The organism is Puniceibacterium antarcticum (assembly GCF_002760615.1).
Lineage (GTDB): Bacteria > Pseudomonadota > Alphaproteobacteria > Rhodobacterales > Rhodobacteraceae > Puniceibacterium > Puniceibacterium antarcticum.
In genome coordinates, this window is the sequence record NZ_AWWI01000141.1 from 56,712 (window position 1) to 78,135 (window position 21,424).

21 protein-coding genes and 1 tRNA gene are annotated in these 21,424 nt (G+C 60.6%); 5 read left to right on the forward strand and 17 right to left on the reverse strand.

Annotated elements, in window-relative coordinates:
* Positions 1–203: 203 nt before the first annotated feature.
* The 8 genes from P775_RS20860 to P775_RS20895 all read right to left on the reverse strand — a co-directional run bounded on the left by P775_RS20860 (position 204) and on the right by P775_RS20895 (position 7,443).
* Entirely contained in the window at positions 204–1,451 is a 1,248-nt protein-coding gene (locus P775_RS20860) for a flavin-dependent oxidoreductase (protein WP_099912802.1), read from the reverse strand.
* Positions 1,452–1,907: a cupin domain-containing protein gene (locus P775_RS20865; protein ID WP_342749676.1), complete on the reverse strand. Its 456-nt coding sequence runs from the start codon at positions 1,905–1,907 to the stop codon at positions 1,452–1,454.
* A 22-nt stretch (positions 1,908–1,929) separates the two neighbouring features.
* Positions 1,930–2,616, reverse strand: coding sequence for an ABC transporter ATP-binding protein (locus tag P775_RS20870; protein ID WP_099912803.1), 687 nt, complete (start codon positions 2,614–2,616; stop codon positions 1,930–1,932).
* The gene (locus P775_RS20875) at positions 2,616–3,365 is read right to left on the reverse strand and encodes an ABC transporter ATP-binding protein (protein WP_099912804.1); all 750 of its coding nucleotides are present in this window, start codon (positions 3,363–3,365) and stop codon (positions 2,616–2,618) included. The genes P775_RS20870 and P775_RS20875 overlap by 1 nt, the downstream gene beginning before the upstream one ends.
* Positions 3,362–4,321, reverse strand: a complete 960-nt coding sequence (locus P775_RS20880) for a branched-chain amino acid ABC transporter permease (protein WP_099912805.1) — start codon at positions 4,319–4,321, stop codon at positions 3,362–3,364. The genes P775_RS20875 and P775_RS20880 overlap by 4 nt, the downstream gene beginning before the upstream one ends.
* On the reverse strand, positions 4,318–5,238 hold the full coding sequence (locus P775_RS20885; RefSeq protein ID WP_099912806.1) for a branched-chain amino acid ABC transporter permease: 921 nt from the start codon (positions 5,236–5,238) through the stop codon (positions 4,318–4,320). The genes P775_RS20880 and P775_RS20885 overlap by 4 nt, the downstream gene beginning before the upstream one ends.
* A 27-nt stretch (positions 5,239–5,265) precedes the next feature.
* A complete protein-coding gene (locus P775_RS20890; RefSeq protein ID WP_099912847.1) occupies positions 5,266–6,447 on the reverse strand; it encodes an ABC transporter substrate-binding protein in 1,182 nt (393 codons plus the stop codon).
* Positions 6,448–6,612: 165 nt separating this feature from the next.
* Positions 6,613–7,443, reverse strand: a complete 831-nt coding sequence (locus tag P775_RS20895; protein ID WP_099912807.1) for an alpha/beta hydrolase — start codon at positions 7,441–7,443, stop codon at positions 6,613–6,615.
* A gap of 462 nt (positions 7,444–7,905) precedes the next feature.
* On the opposite strand from P775_RS20895, the gene P775_RS20900 reads away from it, so the two are divergent.
* The 5 genes from P775_RS20900 to P775_RS20920 are packed head-to-tail and all read left to right on the forward strand — an operon-like array spanning position 7,906 to position 12,858.
* Positions 7,906–8,706 (forward strand): enoyl-CoA hydratase family protein, encoded by an 801-nt coding sequence (locus P775_RS20900; protein WP_099912808.1) that lies wholly within the window; start codon positions 7,906–7,908, stop codon positions 8,704–8,706.
* A gap of 55 nt (positions 8,707–8,761) precedes the next feature.
* Positions 8,762–9,922, forward strand: a complete 1,161-nt coding sequence (locus P775_RS20905) for an acyl-CoA dehydrogenase family protein (RefSeq protein ID WP_099912809.1) — start codon at positions 8,762–8,764, stop codon at positions 9,920–9,922.
* Positions 9,919–10,737, forward strand: a complete 819-nt coding sequence (gene kynA / locus P775_RS20910; protein ID WP_099912810.1) for a tryptophan 2,3-dioxygenase — start codon at positions 9,919–9,921, stop codon at positions 10,735–10,737. The genes P775_RS20905 and kynA overlap by 4 nt, the downstream gene beginning before the upstream one ends.
* A 43-nt stretch (positions 10,738–10,780) precedes the next feature.
* On the forward strand, positions 10,781–11,230 hold the full coding sequence (locus P775_RS20915; protein WP_099912811.1) for a cupin domain-containing protein: 450 nt from the start codon (positions 10,781–10,783) through the stop codon (positions 11,228–11,230).
* The gene (locus P775_RS20920; protein ID WP_099912848.1) at positions 11,230–12,858 is read left to right on the forward strand and encodes an AMP-binding protein; all 1,629 of its coding nucleotides are present in this window, start codon (positions 11,230–11,232) and stop codon (positions 12,856–12,858) included. Before P775_RS20915 ends, P775_RS20920 begins: the two co-directional genes overlap by 1 nt.
* Before the next feature lie 102 nt (positions 12,859–12,960).
* On the opposite strand, the gene P775_RS20925 is transcribed toward P775_RS20920, so the two are convergent.
* The 9 genes from P775_RS20925 to P775_RS20965 form a co-directional block, all read right to left on the reverse strand.
* A complete protein-coding gene (locus P775_RS20925) occupies positions 12,961–13,458 on the reverse strand; it encodes a hypothetical protein (RefSeq protein WP_245875790.1) in 498 nt (165 codons plus the stop codon).
* Between the two features lie 549 nt (positions 13,459–14,007).
* Positions 14,008–14,084 (reverse strand) — tRNA-Met (locus tag P775_RS20930).
* 83 nt (positions 14,085–14,167) lie between these two features.
* Entirely contained in the window at positions 14,168–14,347 is a 180-nt protein-coding gene (locus tag P775_RS20935; RefSeq protein WP_099912813.1) for a hypothetical protein, read from the reverse strand.
* Between the two features lie 533 nt (positions 14,348–14,880).
* Positions 14,881–16,302 (reverse strand): FAD-binding oxidoreductase, encoded by a 1,422-nt coding sequence (locus tag P775_RS20940; protein ID WP_099912814.1) that lies wholly within the window; start codon positions 16,300–16,302, stop codon positions 14,881–14,883.
* A 208-nt stretch (positions 16,303–16,510) separates the two neighbouring features.
* Positions 16,511–17,341, reverse strand: coding sequence for an MBL fold metallo-hydrolase (locus P775_RS20945; RefSeq protein WP_099912815.1), 831 nt, complete (start codon positions 17,339–17,341; stop codon positions 16,511–16,513).
* A gap of 89 nt (positions 17,342–17,430) precedes the next feature.
* Entirely contained in the window at positions 17,431–18,015 is a 585-nt protein-coding gene (locus P775_RS20950) for a GNAT family N-acetyltransferase (RefSeq protein WP_099912816.1), read from the reverse strand.
* Positions 18,015–19,277, reverse strand: a complete 1,263-nt coding sequence (locus tag P775_RS20955) for a M16 family metallopeptidase (RefSeq protein WP_099912817.1) — start codon at positions 19,275–19,277, stop codon at positions 18,015–18,017. Before P775_RS20955 ends, P775_RS20950 begins: the two co-directional genes overlap by 1 nt.
* On the reverse strand, positions 19,274–20,662 hold the full coding sequence (thrC, locus tag P775_RS20960; RefSeq protein ID WP_099912818.1) for a threonine synthase: 1,389 nt from the start codon (positions 20,660–20,662) through the stop codon (positions 19,274–19,276). The genes P775_RS20955 and thrC overlap by 4 nt, the downstream gene beginning before the upstream one ends.
* A complete protein-coding gene (locus P775_RS20965; protein ID WP_099912819.1) occupies positions 20,662–21,339 on the reverse strand; it encodes an SURF1 family protein in 678 nt (225 codons plus the stop codon). The genes thrC and P775_RS20965 overlap by 1 nt, the downstream gene beginning before the upstream one ends.
* Between the last annotated feature and the right edge of the window lie 85 nt (positions 21,340–21,424).

Below are 21,424 nucleotides of genomic sequence, written 5' to 3' on the forward strand. Positions count from 1 at the left end.
CAGGTCCGTGAATGCCAATGCCCGGACCGGCCCGCACACCCTAAATTGAAGCGTCAGGATTGCACAGATCGTTTGCGCGCAAAAAAGCCTCCACCGCAAGACAAACGGCTCTATCGAGTTTCCGGAGCTTAAAGGCCCTGCGCCGCGCCATCTTTCCGCAGTATTTCCGAAATGCCCATTTAGCGGCCTGGGCACTTAACTTTTTAGCGCAGCTTTTGCGCGCTCTCAACACGGGAAAACCCGGCCATGCTGGCGTAACCGCCGACGATGGCCGATCGCGCCTCAAGGTTAAGGATGTGATCAATGTTGTCGAACCCTGCCGGGGCCAGCTTTTCCACGGCGTCGATGACCCGCTCGGGCCCGCCCAGCCGGTTGGTGTGCACCACCTCTGCCGTCTTGGGCAGGCGATCCTTTTCATAGGCCCAGAGGGCGGCACGCGGGTGTTCGGCGCTGGCCAGAGCATCGGCAATGCAGCGGGCATCCAGAACGGCCTGAGAGGCGCCGTTGGACCCCACGGGATACATCGGATGCGCCGCATCGCCCAGCAGCGTCACGCGGCCAAAGGTCCAGCGGGGCAGGGGATCGCGGTCTGCCATCGGGTATTCGAAGATGGATGGGGTGGCGCGCACCAGCCCTTCGATATCCATGCCGGGCACAGAGAAGCGTTTGGCGTGGGGCAGGACGGTGGCGAGGGGGACCTGCCGCGACCAGTTGTCGGGCATCGGGGAGGAGATCGCCGGATCCTTGATCCGCACATTGACCACCCAGTTGGTCAGTTGCCTGCCGTCTTTGGCCGGCGCGATGGGGTAGAGCACGAATTTGCCGCCCAGACCGCCGCCGATGGCCATGCTTTCGCCGTCCAGCCAGACCGGCCAGTCGACGGCCCCGCGCCACATGGCGACACCCTGCCAGCTGGGCGCGCCTTCGTCGGGGTAGAATATCTTGCGCCCGGCCGAGTGAATGCCATCGGCGCAGATCAGCACGTCACCGCGCGCGCTCAGACCAGCGCCGCCTTCGACCGAATCGGTGAAATGGGCTGTCACGCCGCCCTCGTCCTGCACAAAGCCTGCCAGCCTGCGCCCGGTCAGCACAGCGTCGGGGCCGAGCCTGTTGATCACCGCATCATAGATCGTCTTTTGCAGGCGTCCGCGATGGATTGAGAATTGCGGCACCTCGTGGCCCGCATGCATGCCGCGCAGTTCTGACCAGACCTCTTGCCCCTGTTTGGTGAGGTAGGAGAGCTTGCGCGTGCGCACGCCAACCTTGTCGAGCGCGGGCAAGAGGCCAAGGGCGGCCAGTTCGCGGATCGCATGGGGCAGGATGTTGATGCCGACACCGACCTCGCGCACCTCGCGCGCGGCCTCGAACAGCTGGACCGGGATGCCGCGCTGATGCAGCATCAGCGCTGTCACCAGCCCGCCGATGCCCGCGCCTGCGATGAGGACCTTCATTTATGCGTCCTCGGGCGGGGGGAGGAAATCGACCTCGTGCTGGGCGGACACGGCCACCACATCCGCCGGATTGGCTTTGGGGCCAAGGTTGTGCAGCGCCCAGAACAGGTCATAGATGCGGCGGGACGGGGACACCCAGAACAGGCATTTTATTGTCGACTCGGTCTTGTTGAAGATCCCGTGCGGGATGCCCATCGGCAGGCGGATCAGATCGCCCGGTTCGGCATAGGCCTCGACCCCGTTCAGGAGCAGATCGAACCGGCCTTCGAGAACATATATGAATTCATCCTGATGCGGATGGATGTGCGGCGGCACGAAGGTGCCCTTGGGCAGGGTCGCATGCCACGACATGGAGGAGTCCGACAGATGCTTGGGCACATAGGTCTGCCCGAGGATGTTCCAGCTGATATTGTCCATGCCGGTGCCGGTTTTAGACACCCCGGGGATCATCTTCATTCACTTGGTCCTTTGCGTATTTTCAGACATGCAGGAAACGGTCCTTGATATCGGGGGTGGCGAGGATCTGGGCGGTGCTGCCCTGCCAGACCACGCGGCCCTTTTCGATCACCACATGGCGGTCGGCGAATTTGGTCAGCGCATCGACATTCTTGTCGATCACCAGTATCGCCTCGCCCTCGGATTTCAGCCGGGTGAGGCAGGCCCAGATGTCGGCGCGGATCAGCGGGGCAAGGCCCTCTGTCGCCTCGTCCAGCACCACAAGGCGCGGGTTGGTCATCAATGCGCGGCCTATGGCCAGCATCTGCTGTTCGCCCCCCGACAGCTGGTTGCCCATGTTGCGTTTGCGTTCCTGCAGACGGGGAAAAAGGTCGTAGATCCGGTTGAGCGTCCATTTGCCTTTGGTCGCGGTGGCCTGCAGGTTTTCCTGCACGGTGAGCGTCGGAAAGATCTGCCGCCCCTCGGGGACAAGGCCCAGACCGGCGCCCGCCACCAGATGGGGTTCGGCCCCGGTCAGATCCTTGCCATCGATGCGGATCTGCCCGCCTGTCGGTTTGACCATGCCAAAGATCGACTTGATCGTCGTCGTCTTGCCCATGCCGTTGCGGCCCAGCAGGGTCACCACCTCGCCCCTGGCAACGGACAGGTCGATGCCGAACAGGATGCGGCTTTCGCCGTAGGCGGCTTCTAACCCGGTGACTTGCAGCATCAGACAGCCTCCTCATCACCCAGATAGGCGGCGCGCACCTTTGGGTCGTTGCGGATCATGTCGGGTGTGCCGGAGGCGATGATTTCGCCGTAGACCAGCACCGAAATCCGGTCGGCGAGGGCAAAGACCGCCTCCATATCATGTTCGATCAGCACGGTGGCATAGCGCCCCTTGAGCGCGCGCAGGCGCTGGACAAAGGCTTCGGCCTCTTCTCCGCCGGTACCGGCAAGCGGTTCGTCCAGCAGCAGGACCTTGGGGTTTGTGGCCAGCGCAATGGCCAGCTCAAGTCGGCGGTGTTCGCCGTGGGACAGCGCCGAGGCGCGCAGACTGGCGCGATCGTCAAGCCCGGCCTCGACCAGTGCGTTCATGGCGGCATCGTTCAGCGCGCGTTCCCCGGCGACCGGCGCAAAAAAGCGAAAGGACGAGCCAGAGCGCGCCTGTACCGCCAGAGCGACATTTTCGAGCACTGTGAAGCGCGGCAGGATCGAGGTGATCTGGAACGACCGCGCAAGGCCCAGCCGCACGCGGTCAGACATGCTGCGGTGAGTGACATCGCGCCCGGCAAGCGAGACTGACCCGCTGTCTGGTGCGATCTTGCCCGAGAGCTGCCCGATCAGAGTGGTCTTGCCCGCGCCGTTGGGGCCGATGATGGCGTGGAGTTCGCCGGGTTCGACATCAAGCGAGACGTTGCGGGTCACCTCCAAAGCGCCATAGCTTTTGCAGAGGTTGCGGACGGACAGCAGGCTCATTTCCGGCCCCCCTTGAACCGCTCCAGCGCGCCGGTGATGCCATGCGGCGAATAGAGCACCATGAGGATCAGGAAGACCCCGAAGAGCAGCCGCCAGTGTTCCGTCAGCACGGCGAGCCAATCCTCTAGCAGCAGGGCCACCACCGCGCCGCCGATGGCACCGGTGAGATTGCCGATCCCGCCAAGGACAACCATGACGATCAGCTCGCCCGAGCGGTGCCAGGACATGAAGGCAGGCGAGACGAATTCGGCCTGATTGGCGAGGATCACACCGGCAACAGAGGTCATGCAGCCCGAGATCACGAAGGCGGTCAGCTGGTAGCGGAAGGGGGCGAGGCCAATCGCCTCCATCCTCACCGGGTTTTCGCGGGTGCCGATCAGCACGCGGCCAAAGCGCGACCCGACGATGCGGGTGGCCCCGGCAAAGAGGATGATCAGCAGGGCGAGGGCGGTGTAGAACATCACGCGGTCATTTTCCAGGGCATCCGAGCCGAACAGGGTGGAGCGCGCCTGCAGCGGGGTGCCGTCATCGCCGCCGTAGGCCGAAAGCGAGACGAAGAAGAAATAGGCCATCTGACCAAAGGCGAGCGTGATCATGATGAAATAGACGCCGCTTGTGCGCAGGGAAATCGCCCCGGTCAGCAGCGCGAAAATGGCCGACAGGGCGACAGCCCCCAGAATGTGCAGGCCGAGGTCGGTGACGCCGTAGCTGTTCAGGATCGCCACCGCATAGGCGCCAAAGCCGAGGTATGCGGCATGTCCAAAGCTGACCATCGCGCCGTAGCCGAGGATCAGATCCAGCGCCATGGCGGCAATGGCATAGGCCAGGATGCGGGTGCCGATGAGCAAGAGGAACGGATCGTCAGTCGCCATGGCGATGAGCGGCAGGGTGGCGAAACCGGCAAAGATCAGAAGGGAGAGCCAGATGCGTGCGGAGATGTGTTGAATGCCCTTCATGACGCGCGCTGCCCGAACAGGCCCTGCGGGCGGGCGAACAGGATCGCGGCCATCAGGATATAGACCAGCATCGGGGCGAGCATCCGGCCTGTCTGACCGGCGGCTGCTGGTTCCATGATATAGTGCAGCAGAATGGGGCCGAAGGTCTTGCCCAGAGTGTCCACAATGGCGACCAGCAGGGCCCCCAGAAACGCCCCCCGGATCGACCCGATCCCGCCGATCACCACGACAACAAAGGTCAGGATCAGCACGCTTTCCCCCATGCCCGTGTCCACAGACAGGATCGGCGCGACGATGGCCCCGGCAAAGCAGGCGAGCACAGCACCAAGGGCAAAAACCAAGGAGAACAGCTTGCGGATGTTCACACCCAGCGCCGAGACCATGTCGCGGTTTGTGGCACCGGCGCGCAGCAGCATGCCGATGCGCGTGTGGTTGACCACGACATAGAGCCCCGCGGCGACCGCCAGCCCTGCGGCGATGATCGCCAGACGGTAGACCGGATATTGCAAGGGTCCGATCAGCGGGATCGACCCGCTGAGCAATGCGGGCAGAGGCACCGAGAGCGGCGTCGTGCCCCAGAGGATCTTGACCCCTTCGTTCACGATCATCACCAGCCCGAAGGTTGCCAGCACCTGATCCAGATGCGAGCGGGCATAGAGCGGGCGGATCACCAGCCGCTCGATCACCAGCCCGACCACAAGGGCCGCGGGCAGCATAAGCAGCAGCCCGAGCCAGAAGCTGCCGGTGAGGGCGGCGAATGTGGCGATCAGATACGCCCCGATCATGTAGAGCACGCCATGGGCCAGATTGATCACATCCATGATCCCGAACACCAGCGTCAGCCCGGCGGCAATGAGGAACAAAAGAACCCCCAGCTGCGCGCCGTTCAACAGCTGCAGGATGAACAGATTTGTCATGCGTCTCTCCGACCCTTGGCGGCTAGCTTATAGCGGGCACTGATCGGCGTAGTTGTCCTTGTAATCGTCAAAGATCTTTTCGACGATTGCGGTCTGGTATTTGCCGTCGGCACGCTTTTCCGCTTTGACCAGATAGAAGTCCTGGATCGGGAAGTTGTTGTTGCCGAACGAAAAATCACCGCGCGGGCTGGCGAAATCGGCCTTGTGCAGGGCGGCCTTGAGGGCTGCGCGATCCGTCAGGTCGCCGCCCACCGAACGCACGGCGGAATCGATCAGCTGTGCGGCATCATAAGCCTGCATCGCATAGGTGCCGGGCACCGCGTCATAGGCGGCAAGGTAGCCGTCGACAAAGGTCTTGTTCGCGGCATTGTCCATGTCCGGCGCCCAGTTTGCGCCGCCCATCAGGCCCACGGCCGCATCCTGCGTGGCGGGCAGGGTGGTTTCATCGACGGTAAAGGCCGACAAGAACGGGATCGAGGTGAGGCCCGCCTGGCTGTATTGTTTGACAAGGTTCACGCCCATGCCGCCGGGCATGAAGGTGAACAGCGCATCGGGCTGGAACGCCGCAATCTGCGCCAGTTCCGAGCTGAAATCGAGCTGCCCGAGCTCGGTGAACACCTCGCCCGCGACGCCGCCGGTGTAGGAATGCTTGAACCCATTCAGGCTGTCCTTGCCGGCCTGATAGTTCGGCGCCATCAGGAAAACGTTCTGATAGCCCTGCTTTTGCGCATAGGCGCCCATGACTTCGTGGTTCTGATCGTTCTGATACGAGGTGACAAAGAAATTCTCGTTGCATTCGGCACCCGCGTAACCAGATGTGCCGGCGTTGGTGGAGATCAGGATCGTGCCGGTTTCGGTCACCGGTTTGTGGATCGCACCGAGGATGTTGGAAAAGATCGGCCCGACCACGAAATCGACCTGATCCCGTGCAACCAATTCGCGTGCCTTGTCGGCGGCCAGATCGGGGCGCTGTTCGTCGTCGACGATGATGATCTCGGTCGGCATTCCGCCGATTTCCTTGATCTGGTTCACGGCCAGCATAAAGCCGTCACGCGCCTGTGTGCCCAGTGCGCCCGCAGGGCCCGACAGCGTGTAGATCAGCCCGATCTTGAGCACGCCGTCATTGGCCGAGGGCAGATCCTGTGCAGCTGCCGGCAGGGCGGCGAGGGCGGCAAAGGTCGATGCAAGCAGCTTTGTCTTGGTGGTCATTGTGTAACTCCCGTTGGTGTTGCGCCCTGCCGTCCGGTTTTTCCGGATCAGCATGATTTGGGTGCAGATATTATTTATGTCGATATTTAAGACTTGAAGCTTATCGTCGGTCAAGTGACTCGTTTCGCAATTTTACTTTTCCCGAAGGGCGTTGTGGTTTACGCCTCATTCTTCATCAGGACTGCGAAGCGCCGCGCGCGTCAAGGGGGAAGCTCGGTCCGCAAGCCCGTCAATCACGTTGAAATGGTGGCGGTCAGGTTCTGTAATTGCATAAGCGTCGCAGCCCAGACCATACCAGATATTGGCCAGCAAGGCGGTTTGGCGCAGGAATTCCTGCCGCTCGGCGCCGCCGACCCAGGTTGTCAGGCGCACATCCGGAAGCGGGCGATGGAGCGCCGGACTGCTCGTCGTTGCCGAGGTCATATCGAGTTGCAATTGCGCGTTGCGTTTGGTCGCAAGCATTGGGCGCAGATCATGCAGCCCGGAGATCGATACCACATGTTGCAACCGTTTTTGGGTTATCTCTGTCAGGGGGGTGCCTTCGCACATCATTGCAGTAACCAGATGGCCGCCGGCGGAATGGCCGGAAAGAACAACCGGTCCAGCGACCTCGCCAGCGGCATGATCAATCGCACTACCGATCATTTTGGTGATCTGGGCGATGCTGACTTGCGGGCAAAGATCATAGGACGGAATAGCCACGGCCCAACCGCTATCCACAGCGCCCTTTGCCAGATGCGACCAATAGGATTTGTCCAGCGCGACCCAGTAGCCACCGTGCACAAAGACGAATAGCCCCTTTGGAGTACCTTCGGGCAGGAAGAGATCGTACTTGGCCCGTTCGGAGGCACCGTAGGGGATATCCAACCGACAACGGCTGTTGTCGCGGAAATTTTGAGCAGGAGAAACCCAAACTCCGGGCCAGTCCGATCCGTTCGGAATGTTGCGCCCATTCTCATAGGCGTTGTCCCAGTCGGTGATCGCAAAGCCAGTCATCGGTTTTCCTTCCAGAAGTCGCGCCCTGCCGCGCTGTTGGTGTATATCCTAGTCAGACCAGATTATCCCGTCCATACGGCGGTGTTGCGCTATTGCTTCCGTGTTTGGTCGTATTGGAAGAGTGCAATCTGCGCTGCCAAGGCAAGATGAAGCTAGGCAGTTCGAAAAGTTACTTCAAGCTCAAAGTATTTTAGCTTGAATTGCATTCTGACCCCGCCTAGCGTTGGAATCGGAGAGGCGTAGCCTTGCCCCAGAACGTGAGAGGTTTTCATGCGTATTGCATTTCTTTGCGAAGGGTCTGCAGGACATCGTTTTGCAAAATCCCTCAAACTCTGCTCGCTCGCCTATGAACTGACCAATTTATAGCTCTTTGAGCGATGACCCAATGGACGATTTTGGCGCCCAAAGGGCAATGCAGATGGCGGGGCGCTTTGATGAGGCAACGCATGAGGAGAATAAAAGATGAGAACCGATGTTCAGCATTTCCGTTGCCGGATGAGCGAGGGCATTGCGCATGTCACGCTCGACCGGCCTGAGCGCAAGAACCCACTGACCTTTGAGAGCTACGCCGAGCTGCGCGACTGGTTCCGGGATCTGGCCTATGACGACACGGTCAAGGTGGTGATCTTTGGCTCGAACGGCGGCAATTTCAGCTCGGGTGGCGATGTGCATGACATCATCGGGCCGCTGACCCGGATGGATATGAAACAGCTGCTGGCCTTTACCCGGATGACCGGGGATCTGGTCAAGGCGATCCTGAACTGCGGCAAGCCGGTGATCGCGGCGGTGGATGGCATCTGCGTCGGCGCCGGGGCGATCATCGCCATGGCGTCGGACATGCGGCTGGCGACACCCGCGGCCAAAACTGCCTTTCTGTTCACGCGGGTCGGATTGGCCGGTTGTGACATGGGAGCCTGCGCGATCCTGCCGCGTCTGATCGGACAGGGTCGTGCGGCGGAGCTGCTTTATTCGGGCCGGTCGATGACGGCGGAGGAAGGGGAACGCTGGGGGTTCTACAACCGGCTGGTGCCTTCAGAGACGCTGGAAGCGGACGCGCTGAGCCTGGCGCAGCAGATCGCGGCGGGGCCGAATTTTGCGCATATGATGACCAAGACGATGCTGGCGCAGGAATGGTCCATGGGGTTGGATCAGGCGATCGAGGCCGAGGCGCAGGCGCAGGCGATCTGCATGCAGACGGTCGATTTCATCCGGGCCTATGAGGCGTTTGTTGCAAAGCAGCGCCCGGTTTTTGAGGGGGACTAGGCCTTGGCTGCGTTGGATTTGCGTATTTTTGAAGAGAAAAAGCGGGGGATGGCACATGGCGGATAAGTCGTATCTGGATTGGCCGTTTCTGGAGGCACGGCATCGGGACTGGGCACTGTCCCTGGATGGCTGGGCCGGGGCGGCGCTGGCCGGGGTGGATCATCGTGACACCGATGCGGCCTGCCGGGCGCTGGTGGCCGATCTGGGCGCGGGCGGTTGGTTGTTGCCGACGGCGGTGGATCCGGGCGATCCGCAGCCGCTGGATGTGCGCACCCTGTGCCTGAGCCGCGAGACCCTGTCGCGGCATGACGGGCTGGCGGATTTTGTCTTTGCCATGCAGGGGCTGGGGACCGGGGCGGTGTCGCTGTTCGGATCGGATGCGCAGCGGGCGGAGTGGTTGCCCCTGACGCGGACGGGCAAGGCTATAGCCGGGTTTGCCCTGACCGAGCCGCAGTCGGGGTCTGATGTGGCCAATTCGACGATGACCGCGACGCGGGACGGCAGCGATTATGTTCTGGAGGGCGAGAAGACCTGGATTTCCAACGGCGGAATTGCCGATGTCTACACGGTGTTCGCCCGTACCGGAGAGGCGTCGGGGGCCAAGGGGCTGTCTGCCTTTGTGGTGCCTGCGGATAAGCCGGGGCTGGTGGTGGCAGAGCGGCTTGAGACGATTGCGCCGCATCCGCTGGCACGCTTGCGGTTTGAGGGCTGCCGGGTTCCGGCCAGCGCGATGATCGGCGCGCCCGGGCAGGGATTCCGGATTGCCATGTCGGTGCTGGATGTGTTCCGCACGACAGTTGCGGCAGCGGCATTGGGCTTTGCGCGGCGGGCTTTGGACGAAACACTGCAACGGGTGCAGGCACGGCAGGTGCAGGCGGCGCCGCTTGCGGATCTGCAGATGGTGCAGGCGCATCTGGCCGAGATGGCGCTGCGCGTGGATGCCAGCGCCTTGCTGGTCTATCGCGCCGCCTGGACCAAGGATATGGGCGCGCCGCGCGTGACGCGGGAGGCGGCGATGGCCAAGCTGTTCGCCACCGATGAGGCGCAGAAGGTGATTGATGCGGCGGTGCAGTTGCACGGCGGCGATGGGGTGAGATCCGGTGCCGTGGTTGAGAGATTGTATCGTGAGATCAGGGCTTTGCGTATTTATGAAGGGGCTTCGGATGTGCAGAAAGTGATCATCGCGCGGGCTGTGCTGGCGGAGGCTGCGATATGAGTGATCATGGTGCCGAGACCGATTTTTCCGACAAGATGTCCTATGGCGACTATCTGGGGCTGGACCGGCTGCTGACGTCGCAGCACCCGCTGTCGGATGCGCATGATGAGATGTTGTTCATCATCCAGCACCAGACCTCCGAGCTGTGGATGAAGCTGATGCTGTCCGAGTTGGACGCCGCGCGGCGCGCGATTGCTGCTGACCGGTTGCCCGAGGCGTTCAAGATGCTGGCCCGTGTGGGGCGGATCATGGAGCAGCTGAATTCGGCCTGGGATGTGCTGCGCACCATGACACCGAGCGATTATACCACGTTTCGCGATCAGCTGGGGCGGTCCTCGGGGTTCCAGTCGCTGCAGTACCGGTTGATCGAGTTCGCGCTTGGCAATCGGAATCTGGCGATGCTGAAACCCCATGCCCATGACGCCGAGGCGACCGCCCAGCTGCAGGCGGAGCTGGGGCGGCTGAGCCTGTATCAGGAGGTTCTGGCCTATGCCGCGCGGCATGGCTGGGACCTGCCGCACGATCTGACCGGGGCGCCGTCGCAGGCGCCGCATATGGATCATCCGGCGGTGACCGCGCTTTGGGCGCAGGTCTATCGTGACACGGCGGCGCATTGGACGCTGTACGACCTGGCGGAAAAGCTGGTCGATCTTGAAGATTACTTTCGCCGCTGGCGGTTCAACCACGTCACCACGGTTGAACGTGTCATCGGCTTCAAGCGCGGCACCGGCGGAACCGGCGGTGTGGATTACCTCAAAATGATGCTGGCGGTCGAGCTGTTCCCCGAGCTTTGGCACGTCCGCACGGATCTGTAAGTTTCCAAAAATAAAAACCGACACCCAACAAGGAGCACCAAACATGACTGACCTCGTCAAAGGCATCACGGAAAACGGCACCGGATATGACGGTGTGAGCTGGAACATTCTGGGGCAGATCTATTACCCCAAGGCGGTGGGTGAGACGAGTTTTGCCTTTGAGGCGAATTCGGCGCCCGGGCAGTTTGTGCCGGTCCACATCCACACCACGCAAGACGAATTCATTCTGGTTCAGGAGGGTGAGCTGGACCTGAAGCTTGACGGGGTCTGGAGCAAGGCACGCGCCGGGGATCTGGTGCGCATGCCCAAGGGCATCCCGCATGGCTATTTCAACAAAACGGACAAACCGGCGCGGGCGCTGTTCTGGGTATCCCCGGCGGGCAACCTGCAGGATCTGTTCATCGCGCTGGACGAGCTGACGGATGTGACGCGGGTTGTCGAGCTGTCGGCACAGCACGAGGTCGAATTTCTGCCCGAAGAGGCGAACGCATGATGCCTCTCGGCGCGTCTGCTCATACTGACACATTCACGCGGGACAATTTGCCGCCGTCGGTGATGTGGCCCGAGTTTCGTCTGGACCGGTTCGATTACCCAGAGCAGCTGAACGCGGGGGTCGAGCTGACGGATGCCATGGTCGCCAAGGGGTTTGGTGACCGCACGGCGTTGATCGGAAACGGGCGGCGGCGCACCTACAAGGAACTGGCGGACTGGACCAACCGTCTGGCCCATGTGCTGGTCGAGGATTTTGGCGTGAAACCCGGCAATCGGGTGCTGATCCGGTCGGCCAACAATCCGGCGATGGTGGCCTGCTGGCTCGCGGCGACCAAGGTGGGGGCGGTGGTGGTCAACACCATGCCCATGCTGCGCGCCGGAGAGCTGAGCGCCATCGTGGACAAGGCCGAGATCAGCCATGCGCTGTGCGACACACGGCTGATGGATGAACTGGCGACCTGCGCCAAGAACAGCCGGTTCCTGACGACTGTGGTGGGCTTTGACGGCACATCAAACCACGATGCGGAACTGGATCGGCTGGCATTGGAAAAATCCGTGCTGTTCGATGCGGTGCCGACGGGGCGGGACGATGTGGCGTTGCTTGGGTTCACCTCTGGCACGACGGGCAGCCCCAAGGCGACGATGCATTTCCACCGCGACCTGCTGATGATCGCCGATGGCTATGCGGCCGAGGTGCTGGGTGTCACGTCCGAGGATGTGTTTGTCGGCTCGCCGCCTCTGGCGTTCACCTTTGGCCTTGGCGGTCTTGCGGTGTTTCCGTTGCGGTTTGGGGCGGCGGCGACCTTGCTGGAAAATGCGTCTCCGCCGAACATGATCGAGATCATCCAGAAATATAAGGCGACGATCTGTTTCACCGCGCCGACCGCCTATCGGGTGATGTTGCAGGCGATGGAAGAGGGGGCGGATCTGTCCTCGCTCCGCGCGGCTGTGTCTGCGGGGGAGACTTTGCCCGCGCCGATTTACGAGGCCTGGATGAAGCAGACCGGCAAGCCGATGCTCGACGGGATCGGCGCGACCGAGATGCTGCATATCTTTGTCAGCAACCGGTTCGACGATCACAAACCGGCCTGTACGGGCAAGCCTGTGGGCGGCTATGAGGCCAAGGTGATCGGTGAGGACGGCCAAGAGCTGCCGCGCGGCACTGTCGGACGGCTGGCGGTGCGGGGGCCGACGGGGTGCCGTTACCTCGCCGATGACCGGCAGGCGGGGTATGTGCTGGATGGCTGGAACATCACCGGCGATGCGTTCTCGATGGACGAAGACGGCTATCTGCACTTTGCCGCGCGCAATGACGACATGATCGTGTCGTCCGGCTATAATATCGCCGGACCCGAGGTCGAGGCGGCGCTGCTGGCCCATGCGGCGGTGTCGGAATGCGCGGTGATCGGCGTGCCGGATGAGGCACGTGGCATGATTGTCGAGGCGCATGTGGTTCTGGCTGAAGGGCATGTGGCGGATGCGGCGATGGTCAAAACCTTGCAGGACCATGTGAAGGCGGTGATCGCGCCGTTCAAATATCCCCGCTCGGTCCGGTTCTGCGCCGCCTTGCCCAAGACGCAGACCGGCAAGATCCAGCGCTTTGCCCTGAAGCCGAAGCACGATGGCTAGAGCGTGTTTCTGAGCTAAAGGGCGGTGCAGCGAACTTGCGTCAGACGCCGAAGGCGAGCTGTGGCCCATCGCACTTTAAGCTTTGTCGCATAGCCACAGGCACTATAATGGAGCCGGGTTAAGTCCCGCGCGCAACTCACGCTTGTAATCCCAGACCTCTTGCCGGGGGCGCCATTTGTAGGAGGTATCCTGCAGCGGTGCACCCCAGTAAAGCGCGCCGCCATAGCGCCAGGGATCTAGGATCAGCCCGTCATACATATTGTTCCCTTGGGCGCTGATCACGATCGAGCTGTGTTCGATCCGAAATGTCGTATCGGCATTGGCGATAGAGTGATGCAATTCCAGTGTCTGGAAATCCTCCTGGTTCAGGCGTGCTGCCATGTCACGCGCCCAGTGCCAGCATAGACCGCGCGGCCGCAGGCCCGAATTGACTTTCATGTTGTGAATGATCGGGGGATCGGTGACGCCGTATTCCATGGCCAGACGTCGCGGGTATTCAACCGCAATTCGGGCTGCGCGGCGGGCTTCGGACGGGTCTACCTTTGGTCCGAGTGTCGCGATGGCCTGCGACAGCTCCGCGATCTTGGCCTCGTCAGGCATGTCCCTCATACCTGCCCCGACAGTGCAGCCGACGAGCAAGAGGCTGACAAGCAATGGGAGGAGGCATGCAATTTTTTTAAATGTCATCTGGCCTTGGGAACCTGTTGTTGTTTGTCGTGGTACAAATCTATTGAAACCGGAGCATGATTAAAAGCATGTCGCCTGTCGCAGGCGATCAAGTTGAAATCATGTTTCCGGCCATCCGGTCCAGAATTGTACATGTGTCTTGCACAATCGTTTCCGGGTTAACCTCTGGATAGTTTATGGCATGGTCATCTGGGGCCATCAGGCTTCGGTCACGTTACGGTCTGAATGCAGTTGTCGGCAGGTTGAGTTTCCAGAGAAAATCAAAATCACTTACAGAGGCGTGGCTCCTGCCGAGAAGAGATTGGGGCGTTCCACGCGAGCCCATACACTGCACACAGCAATGCGCCATTGTCAGAATAGGTGACGTCCCGTGCAGGAGAATTTTAGCTTCACCGTTACGTGGTTGCAGACACCATTTTGAAATGGCAGTCGCATATATTTTAAGTCTCAGAAAGGGTGTTGTGGTGGCGTGGGGGAGACTTGAACTCCCGACCTATCGATTATGAGTCGATCGCTCTAACCAACTGAGCTACCGCGCCGTACCGTGGGGCTGGGTACGAAAGCTGGCGGGTGTCGTCAAGCGAAAATTCCAGAGCTGTGAATGGATTCCTCGGTTTTCCCCTCATGAATCGCTTTCAATAGCTGTGCTGCCGTCCGAGGTCGAGATCAGAGCGTTGGTTCCACCATCCATCGCGGTGTAAGAGGCGACGGCCAGTCCGATGAGTGCCGCGCTCAGAACGATCCAGTCGACGGTGACCGCGCCAGTTTCATTATTGCGGACCGTCTTTAAGAAATTGAACATTGGTATTTCTCCGTGGGGTTTCATGCTCTTCTCCAACCGGCCCGGAATGGTGCGCTGGAGGTTCTTCCATAGCTTAGGGGCGTCTTGGCATGGGGTAGATGATGCAATCGGAGTTGGGCAATATGGTGACCTGAATGAAGCGTTGTTGCGATTTGACGATAGGTTCAGGCTTTAAATTGTCTATACTTCGGTATGATCTTTGCTAGGTACGGATCGCGATCGCTTTTCATCGCGACACCTTTGGTCCGGGATGACTCCATGGCGAAGCCCCCTATCATGCGATACTGCATGATGCTTTGGTTCCTTTAAAACGCATGGCCAAAGAAATGTGACCTATTTCCCTGCGGAGCAAGGTGGCAGGTACGCATCGCATCTGAACAATGCCGATATTTTCCTGCCGGTCAGGGGATCAAGGCCCAGTGCAAGCGTCGTTGACATATTCGCCTCTCAATCGGGAGCGGTGCCATTTTATTTTCGCAGAAGGATCTGGGTGGGGGCGTAGGGATTGATTAGACCTGCTGCCCTCTTGGGGGTTAAGATTGGCGCAGGACTGCGCCCGGGTTCATGATGCCCGCCGGGTCTAGAGCTGCTTTGATTGCGCGCATGGCACTAAGCTTTGCCGGATCGCCGTAGCGTTCCAGATCGCCGACCTTGAGCCGACCAATGCCATGCTCGGCGCTGACCGAACCGCCCATCTCGTGACAGAGATCGTGAATGGCACGCTTGATGTCTTCGCGCTGATTGTCGTGATCAGCACGACTGCGGCCTGGCATCGGGAAGACATTGTAATGCAAGTTGCCATCACCCACATGGCCGAAACAGTTGACGCGGAATTCGCCCAACGCGCCGATCGCCTCATATCCTTTTGTGATGAAACCGGGAATAGCACTCAGTGGGACAGAGATATCGTGGCTCGACACCGCGCCGATCATTCGGTTTGCTTCGGGGATCCGTTCGCGCACCTGCCAGAAATCATCGGCCTGCGCCTCTGACTGGGCAATCAGACCATCGGAGACAAGCCCGGCCTCAAGACCTTCGGCAAACAGCGTCTCAAGCGCTTCGGCAGGGTCCAGACCGCGCGCAAGGCCGACGTCAATCAGCACCAGCCATTCGGGGTGATCGGCAAAGGGTTGGCGCACGTCGGGCACCTTTTCTGCCAGAAAGTCGAGGCCCATGCGGCTCATGATCTCGAAGGCAGAAATGCCTTCGCCCATCTGGCTTCGGGCCAAGGACAGCAGTTTCAGCGCCGCTTGAGGGCTTTTCACTACCATAAGCGCGGTGCCTCGTCCTGCCGGGATGGGCGACAGCTTTAGCGCCGCAGCTGTGATGATGCCCAGCGTGCCTTCGGCCCCGATCAGAAGGTGGCGGAGATCATAACCGGTGTTATCCTTGCGCAGACGTTTTAGACCATGCCAGATTTGACCATCCGGCAGAACGGCCTCGATTCCCAGCACCAAATCGCGGGTATTGCCGTAGCGCAGCACATTGACACCGCCCGCATTGGTACCAACCAACCCACCAATTCGCGCCGACCCTTCCGAGGCAAGCGACAGGGGAAACAGCCGGTCTACATCCGCAGCGGTATTCTGTACATCTGCAAGGATCACGCCTGCCTCGGCAATCATGACGTTCTCTTCTGCATAAACTTCGCGGATGGTGTTCATCCGCTCAAGCGACAAGATCAGTGGTTCGGTCATCTCCGCGGGTGCGATCTGTCCGCCCACAAGGCCTGTACCGCCGCCATAGGGTACAACACCGACACTGGATTCGGTGCAAGCCCTCAGGATGATCGCCACTTCTTGGGCCGTCCGGGGCAGTGCCAGGTGTCGCGAACTGCCCGCCCAGCGGCCTCGCGGCTCTTCCAGATAGCGCGGTTCGGTGGCACGCAGGGTATCTTCGGGCAGCTGTGCAGAAAGAGCTGCAGCAAAGGTGTCGTCAGCAGGGGCGAGGGGCATGGCGATCTCCTGAATGTCGGGTCCGGACTGAGACTTAGCCTGACACTGCGGGGAACCAAAGGGGTCAGTTGCGCTTTGTGGGCAGCCATAGAGAGAAGGTTTGGATTATTTTCAGCCTCAGCTGTCCATAAATACCTCCGGCGGAGGCAGGCGCTGGTCAAGACATCTGCCGCGATGCGAATTGCGCGCGTTCTTGGCGTCGTTCCCGTCACTGTGCATCGCTGAGCCATTGGGGTTGGAGCACGACCACGGTCGGGCGATCTGGCAGACTGCGTAAGGACAGCTCGATGCTGCTTGCGTCGCGCCTGTCAATGGCAAACACGTCGGACACGCCATTCAGAAAATACTCCAGCGCGTTGCCCGAAAACCAGTGCATCGGTATCACCGTGCTTGACTTCAGCCGTTCGACCACACGGATCATCGTTGGAAGATCCATGGTGTAGCCGCCATCCACAGGCACCATCACAATGTCCAACCGCCCGAGCGCGGCATATTGCTGATCGTTCGGTTCGTGATGAAGATGTCCAAGGTGCCCGATGCACAGGCCTTCGACCTCGAAGACGAAGATCGAATTGCCATTGTCCTCGCGCCCGCCGAACTGTGATCGGATGTCGGTCGACACATTGCGCACCAGCATCTCGCCGAGTTCGAGGTGATGCTCGATCCCTTCGCCGAACGGGCCCCAGCCGGGTAGGGCGTAGGGAATGGCCGGGTCGGGATTTGCAGTCCAGTGTGAGTCATGGGCGTGGTTCATGGTCACAACGTCGGGAATCAACCGGGTGTTGCCGATGTAACCGGTGAAATCGGTCACGGCATTCAAGCCGCCCGGCGTCTGGATCAGAAAGGAGGCATGCGAGATGTAGCTGATCCGAACGGAATAGTCGGGCACGGGATTCTGAAAGCTGGCCTTCTGCAGGAACTCCAACCCTGGGGCGGCATCTGCTATGGCAATGCAGTGGCTTGAACGGCGACTCTCTTGCGCCGCTGCAGCGTCAGCGGCGAGTGTCAGGGCAAGTGTGGCGAAAAAAGCTCGGATCATTGGTATGCACCTCCTGTTCAGAAGGATAGTACAAATTTACCTTAGGTCAGCCCACAAAGATGTGGGTTACGTTTCGGGCAGTCCATCAATCAACCGACTTGTGTACGCCCGCGCCGATCAATGCGCAGCGCTGCATAAAGCACATGAGTGCGCCAGCGCCCGTTGATCTGCAGATAGCTTTGCGCAACGCCTTCGTACTTGAAGCCGGAGCGTTCCAGCAAACCTCTAGACGCGACGTTTTCCGGCAGGCAGGCAGCTTCGATACGGCTAAGGTCGAGCTTTTCATAGGAGTGGTGCACGATCGCCTCTATCGCCTCGGCCATATAGCCCCGACGCGCAAAGCTATGGCCGATCCAGTAACCAAGCGTTCCCGCCTGCGCAGGGCCACGCCGCAGGTTGTCTAGGGTGATTGCCCCCAGAAGAACATCGTCCTCGCGGCGATAAAGGAAGAGAGGTATGGCAGATCCATTGGAAATGGACCGGTTCGCCCAATAGACCCGATTGGTAAAGGCCTTGCGACTCAGGTGGTCGGGCGCCCAACTTGGCTCCCACGGGGACAAGAAGGGTTCGCTTGCTTGACGCAGCGTCGTCCAGCCGTTGAAATCCGCGTGCTGGGGCGCGCGCAGAGTCATGCGTGCGGTCTCGATCCGCAGCTTGCGCCGCCCCAGAAGCATCAGGCGACCCGACGGGCCTGCAGTTCGGCCAGGCTCGGCGCCTTCTTGACCGGACCATACAAAGCCAGCGCGGCAGGCGCCTTGCTGACCAGCTGTTCGGCAAAGGCCTTTACATCGCCGGTGGTGACGGCATCGATCCGTGCCACGGTTTCTTCGATCGGCGGCACCTTGCCCCATATCTGGATCATCCGGGCCAGACGTTCGGCGCGGCTGGACGGACTTTCCAGCCCCATCAGCATCCCGGCTTTCATCTGGGCACGGGCGCGGGCGACCTCTTCGGGGGTCATGTCAGTGGCGGCGCGCTTCATCTCATCTATCGTGATATTCGCGAGATCGCCGATCTCATCCCCGCTGGTGCCGGCATAGATCGTGGTCATGCCTGTGTCGTCATAGGCGCCGGACTGGGCAAAGATCGTGTAGCACAGCCCGCGCTTTTCGCGCACCTCTTGGAACAAGCGGCTCGACATGCCGCCCCCCAATGCGATGGAATAGACCTGAGCGGTGTAAAACCCTTCGTCGCGGTAGCCGGGCGATTCAAAGGCCAGCGCAAAATGCGCCTGCTCCAGCTTCTTCTGCCGCCGTACTTCACCTCCGGCGAATTTGGCGCCGTCGACACCGTCCGCGTCGCGCGGTTCCATATGCGAAAACAGCTTTTCCGCCTGCGCGACCAGCGTGTCGTGATCCACGGCACCCGCGGCCGAAAGGATCATCTGATCGGGGCCGTAATGTTCCTTGACGAACCCCGCGAGATCGTCTCGCGAAAAGGCGTTCACATTCGCGGCCTCTCCCAGGATCGGGCGCCCAATGGGCTGATCTGGATATGCCTTTTCCTGCAACCAGTCAAAGATCACGTCATCGGGCGTATCTAGGGCCTGACCGATCTCCTGCAGGATGACATGACGCTCGGTCTCAATCTCTTTGGGATCAAAGACCGGGTTCATCAGGATGTCGGCAATCACGTCAAGGCCAAGGCCGACATCTGCTGCCAGCACTCGGGCGTAATAGGCCGTTACCTCGCGGCTGGTGTAGGCGTTAATATAGCCACCCACATCCTCGATTGCTTCGGCAATTTGTAGCGCAGAACGCGTCTTCGTGCCTTTGAACGCCATATGTTCAAGGAAATGCGCGATTCCATTCTGTTCGGGACGTTCGTGCCGCCCACCGGCAGTGACCCATATCCCGATAGAGGCAGATTGCAGCCCTGGCATGTGTTCGGTCACGATGCGAAAGCCATTGGGAAGGGTGGTATATTGCACAGTCACGAGGGGATGCGCTCCTTTATCAGGGTTTGCAGGGCGACGAGGTCGTTCTTTGAACGGGTCACACGCTCGGGCCGCTCATACAGGTCTGCCATGCGTTCGGGAAGGGGGGGGCGGATACCACTGGCCTTTTCGACTGCGTCCGGGAATTTTGCCGGATGTGCGGTGGCAAGCGTGATCATCGGCACTTTCGGGTCCCGCTGCGCCTCTGCCACGCGGACACCGACGGCGGAATGCGGGCAAAGCAGTTCGCCCATGGTATCATGTGCGGCGCGGATCGTTGCCAGCGTTTCGCCTTCGCTCACCCGGCCCGAATCGAACGTCTCACGTAAAGCTTGCAGCGCCCCTTGCGAGACGTTGAACCCACCTGTTTTCAACTCGTCCATCAGCTGGCCGACCGCATTTCCGTCGCGCCCATAGGCATCAAACAGTGCGCGTTCAAAGTTCGAACTGACCTGAATGTCCATAGATGGGCTGATCGAGGGGGTGACCTCATCAGTCTTGTAGTCGCCTGTGGTCAGGCAGCGGTGCAGGATGTCGTTCTGGTTGGTCGCCACGACCAGCCGGTCTATGGGCAGGCCCATCTTCTTGGCGATGTAGCCTGCAAAGATGTCACCGAAATTTCCGGTCGGAACGGTAAAGCTGACCTTGCGGTCCGGCGCGCCCAAACTGACGGCGGAAGAAAAATAATAGACAACCTGCGCCAGAACGCGGGCCCAGTTGATGCTGTTCACACCGGCCAGACGCACGCCATCGCGGAAGTCGAAATCGTTGAACATGTCCTTGAGCCGCGCCTGACAGTCGTCGAAATGTCCATCCATCGCCACCGCATGCACGTTGGATTCGACTGGCGTGGTCATTTGGCGACGCTGCACCTCGGACACGCGGCCATGCGGGTAGAGGATAAACACATCCACCGAATCAAGTCCGCGGAAGGCCTCGATCGCCGCTGATCCGGTGTCGCCCGAGGTCGCGCCAACGATTGTCACACGCTGCCCGCGCCGGGTCAGTGCCTCTTCGAACAACTGGCCGATCAGCTGCATTGCGAAATCTTTGAAGGCCAGCGTCGGCCCGTGGAACAGCTCCAGCAGGAAATGCCCAGGTGCGAGTTGAACCAGCGGCGCGCGCGCTACGTGTCCGAACCCGGCATAGGCCTTTGCGATCAGATCGGCAAAGACCTCATCCGTGAACCCGTCACCGATAAAGGGCCGCATCACCCGGAACGCCACCTCTTCGTAGGGCAGACCGTGTAGGGCGCGAATGTCATCTTTGGACATTTGCGGGATCATCTCAGGCACGTACAGGCCGCCGTCACGGGCAAGCCCGCTCAGCATCGCTTCTTCAAAGGTCAAGGAAGGGGCACGGCCCCGGGTCGAGATATACTTCATCACGTGTCTCTCTTCGGATTCTGCTGACGCCAGATATAGCCGACGGTCATGGTCAGCCAGACAAGCGCAAGCGAGAACCAGGTCATCGCATATTGGAAGTGATCGTTGGGAATGCCGCTGGTGTCCACCGGAAGCGGAGTTACGCCCAGATCAGCCGGTTCTACATCGCGCGCGATAACCAGCAGCGGTTCTGTGTTAAGCACCTTGGCCATCTGGGGAATATCGCGGGCAAACCAGATGTTGCCGACCAAGTCATTCTCGGGCGTCGAGGAGTTGCGGTCATCTGGCCAGTGCAGATTGCCACTGATGTCGGCCATGCCGCCACGCCGGTCCAGCGCCACATCCTCGACCGGAATAAATCCCCGGTCCAGCAGCACCCGTCGGCCATCCGTCACGAAAGGAGAGATCACCCGGTAACCTGCCCCCACTTGCTTGACCGAGACCAGCACATGGATCTCTTCCGGCAGGATCTGCCCATGCAGATTCACAGGCTGATATTTGTCCACATCAGGATCCCCCTGTGCAGGTAGCGGCAGAGGGTCGCCCCCGATGCGGCTTTCGATCTCTTCCAGAACGCCTTGTTTCCATTCCAGACGCTGCAGCTGCCACTGGCCAAGGGACACAAGAATGGCGGCGCCAATCAGACCGAACAGCAGAGGGGCAACGATGCGTTTCACGAAAATCCAGACCTTTCACCAGTCGAGGCGCATGGCTGGCTTAGCCTGCCTTGCCTGCCGTCTTCAACTGCAATCCCCGCGATCC

Coding starts and splice junctions, on each gene's coding strand:
- P775_RS20860 (WP_099912802.1), bottom strand. CDS start 1,451: ATGAAGGTCCTCATCGCAGGCGCGGGCATCGGCGGGCTGGTGACAGCG.
- P775_RS20865 (WP_342749676.1), bottom strand. CDS start 1,907: ATGAAGATGATCCCCGGGGTGTCTAAAACCGGCACCGGCATGGACAAT.
- P775_RS20870 (WP_099912803.1), bottom strand. CDS start 2,616: ATGCTGCAAGTCACCGGGTTAGAAGCCGCCTACGGCGAAAGCCGCATC.
- P775_RS20875 (WP_099912804.1), bottom strand. CDS start 3,365: ATGAGCCTGCTGTCCGTCCGCAACCTCTGCAAAAGCTATGGCGCTTTG.
- P775_RS20880 (WP_099912805.1), bottom strand. CDS start 4,321: ATGAAGGGCATTCAACACATCTCCGCACGCATCTGGCTCTCCCTTCTG.
- P775_RS20885 (WP_099912806.1), bottom strand. CDS start 5,238: ATGACAAATCTGTTCATCCTGCAGCTGTTGAACGGCGCGCAGCTGGGG.
- P775_RS20890 (WP_099912847.1), bottom strand. CDS start 6,447: ATGACCACCAAGACAAAGCTGCTTGCATCGACCTTTGCCGCCCTCGCC.
- P775_RS20895 (WP_099912807.1), bottom strand. CDS start 7,443: ATGACTGGCTTTGCGATCACCGACTGGGACAACGCCTATGAGAATGGG.
- P775_RS20900 (WP_099912808.1), top strand. CDS start 7,906: ATGAGAACCGATGTTCAGCATTTCCGTTGCCGGATGAGCGAGGGCATT.
- P775_RS20905 (WP_099912809.1), top strand. CDS start 8,762: ATGGCGGATAAGTCGTATCTGGATTGGCCGTTTCTGGAGGCACGGCAT.
- kynA (WP_099912810.1), top strand. CDS start 9,919: ATGAGTGATCATGGTGCCGAGACCGATTTTTCCGACAAGATGTCCTAT.
- P775_RS20915 (WP_099912811.1), top strand. CDS start 10,781: ATGACTGACCTCGTCAAAGGCATCACGGAAAACGGCACCGGATATGAC.
- P775_RS20920 (WP_099912848.1), top strand. CDS start 11,230: ATGCCTCTCGGCGCGTCTGCTCATACTGACACATTCACGCGGGACAAT.
- P775_RS20925 (WP_245875790.1), bottom strand. CDS start 13,458: ATGCCTGACGAGGCCAAGATCGCGGAGCTGTCGCAGGCCATCGCGACA.
- P775_RS20935 (WP_099912813.1), bottom strand. CDS start 14,347: ATGTTCAATTTCTTAAAGACGGTCCGCAATAATGAAACTGGCGCGGTC.
- P775_RS20940 (WP_099912814.1), bottom strand. CDS start 16,302: ATGCCCCTCGCCCCTGCTGACGACACCTTTGCTGCAGCTCTTTCTGCA.
- P775_RS20945 (WP_099912815.1), bottom strand. CDS start 17,341: ATGATCCGAGCTTTTTTCGCCACACTTGCCCTGACACTCGCCGCTGAC.
- P775_RS20950 (WP_099912816.1), bottom strand. CDS start 18,015: ATGCTTCTGGGGCGGCGCAAGCTGCGGATCGAGACCGCACGCATGACT.
- thrC (WP_099912818.1), bottom strand. CDS start 20,662: ATGAAGTATATCTCGACCCGGGGCCGTGCCCCTTCCTTGACCTTTGAA.